13 protein-coding genes are annotated in these 14,185 nt (G+C 61.5%); 8 read left to right on the forward strand and 5 right to left on the reverse strand.

The features are described 5' to 3' along the window. The first annotated feature begins 28 nt into the window (after positions 1-28). The 3 genes from ACP7C6_RS21270 to ACP7C6_RS21280 are packed head-to-tail and all read left to right on the forward strand — an operon-like array spanning position 29 to position 3,692. The gene (locus ACP7C6_RS21270; protein ID WP_236317611.1) at positions 29-1,837 is read left to right on the forward strand and encodes a sensor histidine kinase; all 1,809 of its coding nucleotides are present in this window, start codon (positions 29-31) and stop codon (positions 1,835-1,837) included. Further along, positions 1,834-3,210, forward strand: a complete 1,377-nt coding sequence (locus ACP7C6_RS21275) for a sigma-54-dependent transcriptional regulator (protein ID WP_028615323.1) — start codon at positions 1,834-1,836, stop codon at positions 3,208-3,210. Before ACP7C6_RS21270 ends, ACP7C6_RS21275 begins: the two co-directional genes overlap by 4 nt. 26 nt (positions 3,211-3,236) lie before the next feature. Further along, positions 3,237-3,692: a YiiD C-terminal domain-containing protein gene (locus ACP7C6_RS21280; RefSeq protein ID WP_068933750.1), complete on the forward strand. Its 456-nt coding sequence runs from the start codon at positions 3,237-3,239 to the stop codon at positions 3,690-3,692. A 124-nt stretch (positions 3,693-3,816) separates the two neighbouring features. On the opposite strand, the gene cysQ is transcribed toward ACP7C6_RS21280, so the two are convergent. Then, the gene (gene cysQ / locus ACP7C6_RS21285) at positions 3,817-4,653 is read right to left on the reverse strand and encodes a 3'(2'),5'-bisphosphate nucleotidase CysQ (RefSeq protein ID WP_028615321.1); all 837 of its coding nucleotides are present in this window, start codon (positions 4,651-4,653) and stop codon (positions 3,817-3,819) included. Next, positions 4,650-5,216: an ADP compounds hydrolase NudE gene (gene nudE / locus ACP7C6_RS21290; RefSeq protein ID WP_028615320.1), complete on the reverse strand. Its 567-nt coding sequence runs from the start codon at positions 5,214-5,216 to the stop codon at positions 4,650-4,652. The genes cysQ and nudE overlap by 4 nt, the downstream gene beginning before the upstream one ends. Before the next feature lie 87 nt (positions 5,217-5,303). Between nudE and yrfG the strand changes: the two genes are divergently transcribed. Beyond that, positions 5,304-5,966: a GMP/IMP nucleotidase gene (gene yrfG / locus ACP7C6_RS21295; RefSeq protein WP_426109204.1), complete on the forward strand. Its 663-nt coding sequence runs from the start codon at positions 5,304-5,306 to the stop codon at positions 5,964-5,966. Between the two features lie 108 nt (positions 5,967-6,074). Here yrfG and lysM read toward each other — a convergent pair whose 3' ends face one another. Beyond that, positions 6,075-6,515, reverse strand: a complete 441-nt coding sequence (gene lysM, locus ACP7C6_RS21300; RefSeq protein WP_068933749.1) for a peptidoglycan-binding protein LysM — start codon at positions 6,513-6,515, stop codon at positions 6,075-6,077. A gap of 132 nt (positions 6,516-6,647) precedes the next feature. On the opposite strand from lysM, the gene ACP7C6_RS21305 reads away from it, so the two are divergent. The 4 genes from ACP7C6_RS21305 to ACP7C6_RS21320 all read left to right on the forward strand — a co-directional run bounded on the left by ACP7C6_RS21305 (position 6,648) and on the right by ACP7C6_RS21320 (position 11,499). Further along, the gene (locus tag ACP7C6_RS21305; protein ID WP_028615317.1) at positions 6,648-7,535 is read left to right on the forward strand and encodes a LysR family transcriptional regulator; all 888 of its coding nucleotides are present in this window, start codon (positions 6,648-6,650) and stop codon (positions 7,533-7,535) included. 97 nt (positions 7,536-7,632) lie between these two features. Beyond that, complete coding sequence (fdhD, locus tag ACP7C6_RS21310; RefSeq protein ID WP_305383393.1) at positions 7,633-8,472, forward strand: formate dehydrogenase accessory sulfurtransferase FdhD; 840 nt, start codon at positions 7,633-7,635, stop codon at positions 8,470-8,472. Continuing rightward, positions 8,469-10,817: an FdhF/YdeP family oxidoreductase gene (locus ACP7C6_RS21315; protein WP_028615315.1), complete on the forward strand. Its 2,349-nt coding sequence runs from the start codon at positions 8,469-8,471 to the stop codon at positions 10,815-10,817. The genes fdhD and ACP7C6_RS21315 overlap by 4 nt, the downstream gene beginning before the upstream one ends. Before the next feature lie 202 nt (positions 10,818-11,019). Beyond that, positions 11,020-11,499 carry a glycine zipper domain-containing protein gene (locus ACP7C6_RS21320; RefSeq protein WP_028615314.1) on the forward strand — a complete coding sequence of 160 codons (480 nt, stop codon included), beginning with the start codon at positions 11,020-11,022 and terminating at the stop codon, positions 11,497-11,499. Positions 11,500-11,524: 25 nt separating this feature from the next. Here ACP7C6_RS21320 and ACP7C6_RS21325 read toward each other — a convergent pair whose 3' ends face one another. Both ACP7C6_RS21325 and ACP7C6_RS21330 read right to left on the reverse strand, forming a co-directional pair. After that, the gene (locus ACP7C6_RS21325; RefSeq protein ID WP_311894153.1) at positions 11,525-11,956 is read right to left on the reverse strand and encodes an acyl-CoA thioesterase; all 432 of its coding nucleotides are present in this window, start codon (positions 11,954-11,956) and stop codon (positions 11,525-11,527) included. 22 nt (positions 11,957-11,978) lie between these two features. Further along, positions 11,979-13,916 carry a RecQ family ATP-dependent DNA helicase gene (locus ACP7C6_RS21330; protein WP_236317618.1) on the reverse strand — a complete coding sequence of 646 codons (1,938 nt, stop codon included), beginning with the start codon at positions 13,914-13,916 and terminating at the stop codon, positions 11,979-11,981. Between the last annotated feature and the right edge of the window lie 269 nt (positions 13,917-14,185).

Here is a 14,185-nt window from a genome sequence, read left to right on the forward strand (position 1 = left end):
CGCCTGTACCCACAGGCGCACGACTCCCATGACTCCACCCCTCCCGCGTAGACCCCGCTGGCGAAGCCTCGCCTTGTTGGCGTTGTGCCTGGCACCGCTGCTGTGGCCGCTGGAGCACCTGGCCGAGCGTTATTACCGCAGCGAACTGGCCGGCCAGAACCGCCAGACCCTCGACCTGTACGTGGCCAACCTGCTCGGGACCCTGCACCGTTATGAAGTGCTGCCGCAGATCCTCGGCGACTTGCCGGCCTTGCGCACCGCGCTGGATGCGCCTGGGGTGAGCACCAACCTGGTCAACGCCAACCTGCTGCTCAAGGACGTCGCCGCCCAGGCCGGGGTGGAGGTGATGTACCTGATGGACACCACCGGCAAGACCCTGGCCGCGTCCAACTGGGACAAGCAAGACAGCTTCGTCGGGCGCAACTTCTCGTTTCGGCCTTATTTCAGCGAAGCCATGGACGGGCGCCTGGGGCGGTTTTTCGGGTTGGGCACCACCTCGGCCAAGCGCGGTTACTTCTTCGCCGCCGCCGTGCGCGATGGCGATACGATCATCGGCGTACTGGTGGTCAAGGTCGACCTGGACCACACCGAAAGCCTCTGGGGTAACACGCCGGAACAACTGCTGGTCACCGACCACAATGGCGTGGTGATCCTGACCTCGCGCCCGCAATGGCGATTCCGCGCCACCCGGCCACTGACCGCTGAAGAGCGCCAGGCCATCATCGCCATCCAGCCCTACCCGACTCGCGACCCGCAGCCGCTGAGCCTGAGCAACACCGCCTGGCTGCGCCAATCCACGGCCATCGCCGAGACCGGTTGGAACGTGGAGATCCTCGCGCCGCGCTCACTGATCAACCGCCCCGTGCGCACGGTGGTTGCAGTCGGCGGCGCCACGCTGTTGGTGTTGATGTTGCTGCTCGGCCTGATGATGCAACGTCGCCGCCATTACCTGGAACGCATTGCGTTCGAAGCCAAGGCCCGTCGCGAGCTGGAAGCGCGTGTGGTCGAGCGGACCAGTGACCTGGAAGGCCTCAACCGGCGCCTGAAGCAGGAAGTGCTGGAACGTGAACACGCCCAGCAGGAATTGGTACGCGCCCAGGATGACCTGGTGCAGGCAGGCAAGTTGTCGGCACTGGGCACCATGTCGGCGAGCATCAGTCATGAACTCAACCAGCCTCTCGCAGCCATTCGCAGCTATGCGGAAAACGCTGAAATCCTGCTCGACCATGAACGCACCACAGAGGCTCGGGGCAACCTCAAGCTGATCAGCGAACTGACCGGTCGCATGGCCTCGATCATCGCCCACCTGCGCGCCTTTGCCCGCCGCGACCGCCATGCGCCCGAGAGCGTGGCCCTGCAACCGGCGCTGGACGATGCACTGGCGTTGCTCGCCAAGCGGCGGCGGTCGATGGAGGTGGAGCTGATTCGCGATTTGCCCGAAGCGACCTTGTGGGTGCAGGCCGGTGAAACCCGCCTGCGCCAAGTGCTGGGCAACCTGCTGGCCAACGCCCTCGACGCCCTCACTGAAAAAGGCCCGCCGCGTAAACTCTGGCTGAGTGCCGAAACCACCGAACAGGGCGTCAACCTGTACATTCGCGACAACGGCCCGGGTTTTTGCATGGAAGCCCTCGGCCGCGCCAGCGAGCCGTTCTACACCACCAAGACCCGCACTCAGGGCCTGGGGTTGGGGCTGGCGATCTGTGACACCCTGATGCGTGCCTTTGGCGGCGAACTGCTGTTCGCCAACCACAAGGAAGGCGGCGCGCTGTTAACCTTGAAATTGCGTGCCGGTGCGCCGGGCGTCAGTCTGCAACCGTCCGAGGACCGCAGTGTATGAGTATCGATAACCAGATTCAGGTGGTGTTGATCGACGACGATCCACACCTGCGTCAGGCCCTGTGCCAGACCCTGGACCTGGCCGGGCTGAAAGTCCTGACCCTGGGTGAAGCCACTGGCCTCACTGCGCGCCTGTCGCGGGACTGGCCGGGCGTGGTGGTCAGCGACATCCGCATGCCCGGTATGGACGGCCTGGAGCTCCTCGCCGAACTGCACGGCCAGGACCCGGAGCTGCCTGTGCTGCTGATCACCGGCCACGGCGACGTACCACTGGCGGTGCAGGCCATGCGCGCCGGGGCCTATGACTTCCTGGAAAAACCGTTCGCCAGTGACGCCCTGCTCGACAGTGTGCGCCGCGCCCTGGCCCTGCGCCGCCTGGTGCTGGACAACCGCAGCCTGCGCCTGGCCCTCAGCGACCGTCAGCAACTGAGCACGCGTCTGGTCGGCCACTCGCCGCAAATGCTGCGCCTGCGCGAGCAGATCGGCGCACTGGCCGCGACCAAGGCCGATGTACTGATCCTCGGCGAAACCGGTGCCGGCAAAGAGGTGGTGGCGCGCGCGCTGCATGATTTGTCGAGCCGTCGCAGTGGCCCGTTTGTAGCGATCAACGCCGGGGCATTGGCCGAGTCGGTAGTGGAGAGCGAACTGTTCGGCCACGAGCCCGGCGCCTTCACCGGCGCGCAGAAACGCCGTATCGGCAAGTTCGAATTCGCCAACGGCGGCACCTTGTTCCTGGATGAAATCGAAAGCATGAGCCTGGATGTGCAGGTCAAGCTGTTGCGCCTGTTGCAGGAGCGGGTGGTGGAACGCCTGGGCGGCAATCAGCTGATCCCGCTGGATATCCGCATCATCGCCGCCACCAAGGAAGACCTGCGCCAGTCCGCCGACCAGGGCCGTTTCCGTGCCGACCTGTATTACCGCCTCAACGTCGCGCCGCTGCGTATTCCACCGCTGCGCGAGCGTGGGGAAGATGCATTGATGCTGTTCCAGCACTTCGCCGATGAAGCCAGCAGCCGTCACGGTTTGCCGCTGCACGAACTGCAACCGGGCCAGCGCGCGCTGCTGTTGCGCCATAGCTGGCCGGGCAATGTGCGTGAGCTACAGAATGCTGCAGAACGTTTCGCGCTGGGCCTGGAGCTGGCGCTGGATAACACGCCGGACAATCCATCGGCCGGTGTCCTGACCTCTACGCCCGGCGGTCTGAGTGAACAGGTCGAGCAGTTCGAAAAAAGCCTGATCGCCGCCGAACTGACCCGTCCCCACAGCTCCATGCGCAGCCTCGCCGAAGCCCTGGGTGTTCCGCGCAAGACCCTGCACGACAAGCTGCGCAAGCATGGCCTGAACTTCGCCAACCAAAGCAGCGACGATGAATGACAGCCCCCACCCGCCAAGAGGCCCCCATGAGCCGCGACAGCCGTTACCTGGAATCCATCCTGCACCACGACATCCCCCTCACCCGGGAAATGGGCCTCAAGGTGCTCGACTGGCAACAGGGGCGGCTGGAACTGCATCTGCCCTTGCAGGCCAACATCAACCACAAGAGCACCATGTTCGGCGGCAGCCTGTACTGCGGCGCAGTGCTGGCGGGTTGGGGCTGGCTGCACTTGCAATTGCGTGAAGAAGGGATTGAAGACGGGCATATCGTGATTCAGGAAGGGCAGATCAGTTATCCGCTACCGGTCACGCGGGATGCGACGGCAATTTGCGCGGCGCCGGAGGAAAAGGTGTGGCAGCGGTTTCTGGCGACCTACAAGCGCTATGGTCGCGCACGGCTGACGTTGGAGACATGGATTGTGAATGAGGGCAGTGAGGAGCACGCAGTCGCTTTCACCGGCCAATACGTCCTGCACCGCTAAAAGCCGCGGGACCGCCCTGTAGGAGCGAGCTTGCTCGCGAAAATCGTCAACGATAACGCAGCGATCCTGGTTGATCGCGGCGCTCTCAGGTTTTTCGCGAGCAAGCTCGCTCCTACAGAAGAAGTCAGGACTGGGCCAGGGTCAGCAACCGCTCACGCCATGCAGCCTTGGCCGGCAACGCCAGGAAGAACGGGTTCAACAACGATGCCCGCGCCGGATAGCTGAACGGTTCACCGCTCAACTCCAACACCTCGCCCCCCGCCCCTTCCAGCACGCCCTGGGCGGCGGCGGTATCCCACTGTGACGTCGGCGCCAGTCGCGGGTAGCAATCCGCACTGCCTTCGGCCAGGAGGCAGAACTTCAACGAGCTGCCGATATTCGCCAGCTTCAATGCGCCCAAGCCTTCGCTCAAACCGTCCAACAGACGCTCCTGCTCGGGGCTGGAATGCCGACGGCTGGCCACTACCGTAAACGACTCGCCCGCTGCCGGTGCCTGGCGCACCTGGATCTGCTTGGGTGCCTCATTCACATCCGAACGCCAGGCGCCCAGGCCGGCGCCACCGAAATAGCAACGACCGCTGGTGGGCATCGACACTACGCCGAACACCACGCGGCCCTGTTCGATCAGGGCGATGTTCACGGTGAATTCTTCGCTGCCGGCGATAAATTCCTTGGTGCCGTCCAATGGGTCCACCAACCACCAGCGCTGCCAGCCAGCGCGCACGCTCTGGTCGATGTCGGCGTCTTCCTCGGACAGCACCGGAATGCTTGGGTCCAGCGCGGTCAGACCCGCCAGGATCAGGTGATGAGCGGCCAGATCCGCTGCCGTCACGGGCGAATCGTCGGCTTTGGAGGTCACGGCCACGTCGGCGCGCCAGTACGGCAAAATCACTTCACCGGCCTGACGAGCCAGTTCGATCACAGGGGCAATAAACGGATGGCCTAAAAACAGTTCGCTCATGCGGTAAACGCTCCACGCTGGGTCAACAGGTCTCGTACCAGGTACAGCGCGGCCAGGGCGCGGCCTTCGCTGAATTGCTCGTTTTGCGCGAGCATCGACAGCTCACGCAGGTTGACCCGGTCCACACGCATCGGCTCAGGTTCATCGCCTTCCAGGCGTTCTTCATAGAGATCGGTGGCCAATACCACCTGGATTTTCTGGCTCATGTAGCCAGGCGACAGCGACAGTTCGGTGATGTGTTCCAACTGCCGCGCGCCATAGCCAGCCTCTTCCTTGAGCTCGCGGTTGGCGGCGGCCAGTACGTCTTCGCCGGGTTCGATCAAGCCCTTGGGCAAGGACAATTCATATTCGTCGGTGCCACCGCAGTATTCTTCCACCAGCAACGCATGGTCCGCGTCGATCATCGCCACGATCATCACCGCGCCGTAACCGGCACCGCGGCCCACCAGACGCTCGTAGGTCCGTTCAACGCCATTGGAAAAGCGCAGTTGCACTTCCTCCACGCGGAACAAACGGCTACTGGCGACTATTTCGCGGGCGAGGACGGTGGGTTTCTGGCGCATGAGCGGCTCCTTGGCGTGATCGGGTTACTATACCGTGGCTTTTCCGATTGTCTGTGTCGGATATCTTTACTTACATGAGAACGCCCCATGCCCTCTTTGCCCTGGCACGCCATCGACACTGTCCTGCTGGACATGGACGGCACCTTGCTCGACCTGCATTTCGACAACCACTTCTGGATGGAGCACCTGCCTCAACGCTACGCCGAACTGCACGGGGTGAGCCGGGCCATGGCGGAGATGGACTTGCAGCCCCTGTTCGAGCGTAACGCCGGACAGTTGCAATGGTACTGCCTGGATTTCTGGAGTGCGGAACTGAAGATCCCGGTACGCGAACTCAAGCTGGAAACCGCCCACCTGATCGCCCTGCGCCCGGATGCGGACACCTTCCTCGCGGCAATCAAACAGGCCGGCAAACGTGTGATCCTGATCACCAACGCTCATCGTGATTCGTTGTCATTGAAGTTGGAACGCATTGAACTGGCGCCGTATTTCGAACGATTGATCAGCTCCCATGATTACGGTTTCGCCAAGGAAAACCCGCAGTTCTGGGATGCCCTGCAAGCCGACATCCACTTCGACCCGGCCCGCAGCCTGTTTATTGACGACACACTGCCGATCCTTCGTAGCGCCCGGGACTTTGGCGTGGGGCATTTGCTGGCGGTGAAGGAACCGGACAGCCAGAAGGGGCCAAAGGACACGGCGGAGTTCGCAGCGGTGGATGACTATCGCGACCTCATTGCCGGGCTCTAAACCAATGTGGGAGCGGGCTTGCCCGCGAATGCGGTGTATCAGCAACACATCCAGTGACTGACACTCCGCTTTCGCGGGCAAGCCCGCTCCCACATTTTGCTCTGCGTTTTACTCAGGAATACGCAGTGTCTGCCCTGGGTAAATTTTGTCCGGGTGCGACAACAGCGGCTTGTTGGCCTCGAAGATTTTGGTGTACTGGTTGGCATTGCCATACACCGCCAGGGAGATCGCGCTCAGGGTGTCGCCCTTTTTCACCACGACGAAACGGGCGGCAGCCACGGCCGGGCCGGATACGGTGATCTGGTCATCAACACTGGCCACACCGGCGATATTACCTGCCGCAAGAAGGACTTTTTCTTTCTCTTCCTGACTGGCAACTGTCCCGGTAAGCGTGACCTTGTCGCCCTCGACGGTGGCGTGAACGTCTGGATTACCCAGGCCGACTTTCTCAATATGTTTTTTCAGGTCCTCACTCGCGTTGGCGTTACCCGGAGTCAGCAGGTCAATCAACTTCTCGCCCGCTTCCTTTACAAAGCTAAAAATACTCATAGTGCGCTCTCCTTGGGTTTTGATTTCCAGATGCCCAAGACTAGACCAGTCCTACAGATTTGGGTTCCAGCCCGACCAAAGACCCAAACGCGCTAGAATCCCCCCGCCATTGGAATAAGCCCTGGAGCGAAGATGGACATCAAACAGCTGAAATTCCTCATCGCCCTCGACGAAACCCGTCACTTCGGCCAGGCGGCGGCGCGTTGCCACATCACCCAACCGACCCTGTCGATGCGCTTGCGTAACCTTGAAGAAGAGCTTGACCTGCCGTTGGTCAATCGCGGCCAGCGCTTTGAAAGCTTTACCGCACCGGGCGAGCGCGTGTTGGCATGGGCACGCACCGTGCTGGCCGCCTATGACGGCTTGCAGGCCGAGGCGGCAGCCTGTCGCGGCAACCTGGTGGGTACGTTGCGCCTGGGCGTGGTGCCGCTGTCGAGCTTTGATCCTTTGGCATTGATGCAGCAACTGCATAAAGAACACCCAAGCCTGCGCTTCGAGCTGTCGGCCCTCAGCTCGGAGCAGATTCTTGAACAGCTGGCGAGTAACCGGCTGGACTTGGGCGTGTCTTACCTGGAGCGTCTGGATAACGAGCGCTTCGACTCGCTGGCCTTGGGCGAAACCCGTATGGGCCTGCTCTACGACCAGCGCTTCTTCAGCTTCGGTGATACGCCGTTGAGCTGGGAAGCGCTGATCGAGTTGCCGCTGGGTATGCTCACCAGCGGCATGCACTTTCGCCAGTCCATCGACCACAACTTCCACAGCCGTGGGCTCAACCCGCAACCGCTGCTGCAGACCGACGCCGTCCATCAATTGTTACAAGCCGTGCACGGTGGATTGTGTTGCGCGGTCATGCCGCTAGATGGCGGCCTGGACGCACTCACCGAGCACCTGCGGCTGCAGCCGATCGAAGACGCCCACACCCTAGCGCGCCTAGGGCTGATCATGCGGCGCAGCGCCCCGCGCTCCGCACTGGCCGAGGCGTGTTTCGCGCTGTATCAGAAATCGCAAAACGAACCTTGATCGACGTCATCTATCGGTAGATCAGTACTGGCAATTAGACGCGACGCTTTGTCGCGCCTAGTCTAAACACTGATCAATCCGCCGGTGGTACTGCCCCATGAACGCCAAGCGCCCAGTCTGCGCGGCGCCCGCTCTCGAAACGCCAGCGCCCGCCGCCAGCCAGAGCTACCAGTATTGCAATCTTGAACACACGGAATCCGCCACCACCGCCTTGGCAGAAGAAGTGGCGTTGGCGATTGCCTACAACGACATCAGCCAAGCGGTGATGCTCGTAACGCCGACGGACCTGGAAGACTTTATAGTCGGTTTCAGTATCGGTAGCGGCATTATCGCCGACGTTAGCGATATTTATGACTTGAAACTCAGCGGTTCGGGGTCGGCCCAATACGCTCAGGTGCAAATCTCCAGCCGCGCCTTCTGGAACCTCAAGCAGCAGCGCCGCCAGTTGGCCGGCACCAGCGGCTGTGGCTTGTGTGGCGTGGAAGCCGTTGAACAGGCCCTGCCAGACCTCCAGGTATTGCCCGGCGCACCCTTGCCGCCCGCCGAATGGCTGGATGGCCTGCGCCAACGCATCAGCGCCTTTCAACCCCTGGGCCAATACAGCGGCGCCGTGCATGCAGCGGTGTTCATGAACGGCCAGGGCGAGTTGTTGCTCGGCCGGGAAGACATCGGCCGGCACAACGCCCTGGATAAATTGATCGGCGCCTTGATCCGCCAAAAGATTCCGACCGAAGGCGGCCTGGCGATTGTCACCAGCCGTTGCAGCCTGGAGTTGATCCAGAAAGTCCTGCGCGCGGGCATCCAGACCCTGGTCAGCCTGTCGTCACCCACCGGCCTGGCCCTGCAATGGGCCCGCCGGCATAACCTCAATCTCATCCACCTGCCGCAGAAAAGTGCGCCGCGGGTCTACAGTCCTGCGATGGAGAATCAGCCATGAGCCAGCACCACCAAGCCGACCAAACCCCAACCCCGCGCTACAAGCCCTACAAGGGCCCGGCCGGCGGCTGGGGCGCACTGATCAGCGTGGCGCAGGCCTGGCTGACCAGCGACAACGCGCTGAAAAACCTGCGCATGATGCTCAAGACCAACCAGAACGGCGGCTTCGATTGCCCTGGCTGCGCCTGGGGTGATTCGCCGGAAAGCGGCATGGTCAAGTTCTGCGAAAACGGCGCCAAGGCGGTGAACTGGGAAGCCACCAAGCGCCGCGTCGACGCGGCGTTCTTCGCCAAACACAGCGTGACTGCCCTGCTGGAGCAAAGTGACTACTGGCTGGAATACCAGGGCCGCCTGACCGAGCCGATGCGCTATGACGCCGAAACCGACCGCTACCAGCCCATCAGTTGGGAAGCGGCCTTCGACCTGGTCGGCAAGCATCTCAACGCCCTGCCGAGCCCGGACATGGCCGAGTTCTACACCTCGGGCCGCGCCAGCAACGAAGCAGCGTACCTGTATCAGCTGTTCGTGCGTGCCTACGGCACCAACAACTTTCCCGACTGTTCGAACATGTGTCACGAAGCCAGCGGCGTTGCCCTGGCGCAAAGCGTGGGCGTCGGCAAAGGCACCGTGACCTTTGATGACTTTGAGCATGCCGATGCGATCTTCGTCTGGGGCCAGAACCCCGGCACCAACCACCCGCGCATGCTCGAACCGCTGCGCGAGGCGGTCAAACGCGGCGCCCAAGTGGTGTGCATCAACCCGCTGAAAGAGCGCGGCCTGGAACGCTTCCAGCATCCGCAACATCCACTGGAAATGCTCACCAACGGTGACAAACCGACCAACACTGCCTACTTCCGACCTGCATTGGGTGGCGACATGGCCATCCTGCGCGGCATGGCCAAGTTCCTGCTGCTGTGGGAGCGCCAGGCCCAGGCCGAAGGCAAAGAAGCCGTGTTCGACCACGACTTCCTCAACGAACACACGGCCAACGTGCTGGAGTACCTGGGCAAGATCGACGACACCTCCTGGGATGAAATCGTCGAGCAGTCCGGCCTGACCCTGGTCGAGATCGAGCAAGCGGCGCGCATGTACGCCAAAGGCAAGAACGTGATCATGTGCTGGGCGATGGGCATCACCCAGCATCGCCATTCGGTGCCGACCATCCAGGAAATCGCCAACCTGATGCTGCTGCGCGGCAACATCGGACGCCCAGGCGCCGGCTTGTGCCCAGTGCGTGGCCACAGCAACGTGCAGGGCGACCGCACCATGGGCATCAACGAACGTCCGCCCGTGGCGTTCCTCGACTCCCTGGAACGTCGCTTCCAGTTCCAAGTGCCGCGCGTCAACGGCCACAACGTGGTCGAAGCGATTCACGCCATGCTCGAAGGTCGTTCCAAAGTGTTTATCGGCCTGGGTGGCAACTTCGCCCAAGCCACGCCGGACAGCCCGCGCACCTTCGAAGCCCTGCGCAATTGCGACCTGACCGTGCAGATCAGCACCAAGCTCAACCGCAGCCACCTGATGCACGGCAAAGACGCGCTGATCCTGCCGTGCCTGGGCCGTACCGACATCGACATCCAGGCCGACGGCCCGCAAGCGGTGACGGTGGAAGACTCGTTCAGCATGGTCCACGGCTCCAACGGCCAGTTGCAGCCGCTGTCGAAGCTGATGAAGTCAGAGCCTGCGATTCTGGCCGGTATCGCTGCCGCCACCCTGGGCAGTAAGCCTGTGGATTGGAACTGGCTGGTGGCCGATTACGGCCGCATCCGCGACCTGATTGCCGATACCATCCCGGGTTTCAAGGACTTCAATGAGAAGATCAAGAATCCGGGTGGTTTCTATCTGGGCAACTCCGCCGGCGCACGCCGCTGGAACACCCCGTCGGGGCGCGCCAACTTCCGTCCGAACATCCTGCCCAAGGACCTGATCCACGAGCGCACCCACGCGACAGGCAAGGTGCCAGACCTGATCATGCAATCGATGCGCTCCCACGATCAGTACAACACCACCATCTATGGCCTGGATGACCGCTACCGTGGGGTCAAGGGCCAGCGTGACGTGCTGTTCGTCAACGAGGCCGACATCATCCGCCTGGGCTTCAAGCCGGGGCAGAAGGCCGACATCGTGTCGCTGTGGGAAGACGGCCGCGAGCGCCGGGTGAAGGGCTTTACCCTACTGGCGTTTGATATTCCGGCCGGGCAGGCTGCGGCCTATTATCCGGAAGTGAACCCGCTGGTGCCGCTGGAAAGCACCGGGGATGGCAGCCATACGCCGACGTCGAAGTTCGTGGCAATTCGGTTGGAAGCGGCGAGTGATAATGGCCTGATCATGGCGCGCTCTGCATAAATCTTCGGGCACAAAAAAGGCCGCTTTTGCATAAAAGCGGCCTATCCGAAGTAGTTAAAGACTCACAAAAACGGCTTAAGTTCCCAAGCAAAAACAGTAACTTAGAGAATTGTGTACAACTCGTGTTACTGGTCGGATTTCTGTTGTCACCCTCCCGATACAGCCTCAGGATCGCGCCGTCATCCCCTTGAGGTTTCCCCTAATGAAGTTCTCCTCGATTCTCTTGTTGTCCCTTGGCCTGGTCAGTGGCGCAGCCATGGCCGGTGGCACCACCGAAGCCGGTGTGGGCGGCGCATTGGGCGGGGTTTTAGGTTCGGTAGTCGGCCAGTCGATCGGCGGCAACACCGGCTCGACCATCGGCGCAGCCCTGGGCGGCGCAGGCGGCAGTGCGGTGGGTGCGGACAAACGCAGCCGTGGCGAAGCGGCCATTGGTGGCGCCTTGGGCGCGGCCGGCGGCAACGTAGTGGGCCGCAGTGTCGGCGGCAGCACCGGTGCTCTGATCGGCTCAGCGGCCGGCGGCGGTGCAGGTGGCGCGCTGGGCAACTACATGGGCAACAAGAGCGATGACGATGATCGTCGCTCCCGTGGGCGTGATAACCGTCGTTATGACCGCGATGATCACCCTGGCCGCGGGCATGCCTATGGCCATCGCAAGAACAAGCATCACTACCGTCACCGCTAAGGCCTGAGGGTGTAGGCGTTCGCGCCTACACCACCAACCGCTGCAACGCCTCGCGCAACATCCCCGGAATCGTCATCGGCTGGTTCGAACCCCGATCCACAAACACATGCACAAAGCGCCCCGCCGCACACGCTTCTTCTTCGCCTGTCTTGAACACCGCCAATTCGTACTGCACTGAACTGTTGCCCAGCTTGCCCACCCGCAGGCCGATTTCGATGCGCTCGGGAAAGGCGATCGACGCAAAATAATCACACGCCGAACTCACCACAAACCCCACCACTTCACCGTCATGAATATCCAGCCCACCTTGCTCGATCAGGTAGGTATTCACCGCCGTGTCGAAAAAGCTGTAGTAGGTCACGTTGTTCACATGGCCATACACATCATTGTCGTGCCAGCGCGTGATGATCGGTTGGAAGTGCGGGTAATCGCTGCGTTGAGGCACTGAGTCAGGCATCGGGTCATCTCGTTAAAGTGAGTTACAGGTCATTCAAATGGGCCTGGGCCCACTCGCGTACCTCGGCGTACGGATAATCCTCCAACGCAGCAAAGCCCGGAATGCCCCGCGCCTTCAACTTGGTGAATAACGGCACACTGATGCCGCCGAGGAAACGCGTCAGGCGTTCCGCTCCCGGCAAGTGGCCGGTGTGTTCATGATGCCTGTGGATAAAATCACCGCAAAGCCCCATGAAGTTTTTATCCACAAGCGGCGGCAAACCTGGCGGCGGTGGAAGGTGCGCCACATTGCCGTGGCACACCGAGCAGTGCCCACAGCGCTGGGGCGCGTTCTCATCGCCGAAATACTGCGCCAGGCGTTGACCCAGGCAGTGTTCGGTGGCGAACAGATCGAGCATGGCGTGAATCCGTGCGACTTCGCCCACCTCATGCTGCTTGAAGCCTGTGTATAACTCTTTGCTCAATACATCAGGGTCAAACGCGGTATCAAGCAAGCTATAGACCTCCGTCATCTGCTTGCTCTCAAGCTCGATCAGGCCTTGCTCCTGGAAGTAATCCAGCGCCTTCACCACCCTGCTGCGTTCGGCATTGTGCTGTTGATAAAGCGCGTCAAAATCCACCGTCGCCCAGGTCTTGGCCCGCTTGCACACCTGGATGATCGCCGCGACGAACTGCTGCCGCTCACCAGAGAAGCGCGCGAGCAAAGCCTCAGGTTCGATCAGGTACTTGAAACGGTACTCTGCATAAAACGCATAGCGCGGCGCAATCACGCCCTTGAGCTCCAACTGCACCAGTAGCGTCTTCAACGGCAGCTCGCGGATGTTGCTGTGGTCCGACAAGGACCTGAGCAAAAACTCCCACTGCCCATCGCCTCGCGCAGCCTGCAATTCTTCGAGCACCCGCCGAATGCCCTCCTGCTCCGGCGTATCGCCGTACACGAAGTTTTCCAGCACATTGAGGCTGTCGCGGTTGGCCAACACCAGGCAATCGGATGGTTGCCCATCACGCCCCGCGCGGCCGATTTCCTGGCTGTAGTTCTCGATGGACTTGGGCAGGTCGAAGTGCACCACATTGCGGATATCACTTTTGTCGATGCCCATGCCAAACGCGATGGTCGCGACGATGCAATTGGAGCGCCCGCCCATGAAACGCTGCTGGATACCCTCGCGTTTATCGTGAGGCAAACCGGCGTGATACGCCTCGGCCTGGATGCCGTTGCGGTTCAAATGATCGGCAATCTGTTCGGCGGTTTTCTGCAGGGTGACGTAGACGATACTCGGCTGATCGGCACGCTCACTCATCCACTGCACCAACCGGCGACGCTTGTCCGCGCCGCTGACCGGCTCCACCAACAGGTTGAGATTGGGCCGGTAGAAGCCCGTGGTGACCACATCGTCCGGCGCAATGGCGAACTTGGCCTGCATGTCGGCAATCACCTTGGGCGTCGCTGTAGCCGTCAACAGCAGCGCTTGTGGGATATTGAACTGACGCTGGTAGTCCGGCAGCTTCAAATAGTCCGGACGGAAGTTGTGGCCCCACTCGGAAATACAGTGCGCCTCGTCCACCACCAACAGCGAGATCCGCACGCTTTGCAGGAAGTTACGAAAGCGCTCGTTCTTCAGGCGCTCAACGGAAATCATCAGGATCTTCAACTCGCCCGAACGCGCGCGGGTCATCACCTCATTGGCGTCCTCGCGGCTCTGGGCCGAATCGATACTGCCTGCCGAAATGCCGTGGCGCTGCAGGAAACCCAACTGGTCCTGCATCAACGCCAACAGCGGCGACACCACCAGCGTGAGGTGCGGTAGCAACACCGCCGACAACTGGTAGCACAGGGACTTGCCCGAACCCGTTGGGAAAATAGCCGCTGCCGAACGGCCGGCCAGTACCGCACTGACTGTCTCTTCCTGGCCCAGACGAAACTGTGGATAACCAAAAACCTGCTGGAGGGTGTCGTGCATAGGCTGTCACTCCGTTGACCGCTGAAGGAATCAAAAACATAGATCAGCGATCAAGAAAAGGTCGGGGATAAACGCTACAAACTGATACAGAGAAAACCAGCAAGCCCGCGCAAAAACGCAGACAGTAACACGCCAGATCACCTACCCCGACAAGGATGGCAGCTACGGACCCACCACCGGCACATCGCCGGCCGCAGCGTTGGTCAGTGGCGCCTATGGACGGGGATTGATGGACCTCGACGCAGCCTCGCGGCTCTAGCCATCCCCCA

This window comes from Pseudomonas sp. TWR1-1-4 (assembly GCF_049897165.1).
Taxonomy (GTDB): Bacteria; Pseudomonadota; Gammaproteobacteria; order Pseudomonadales; family Pseudomonadaceae; genus Aquipseudomonas; species Aquipseudomonas canadensis.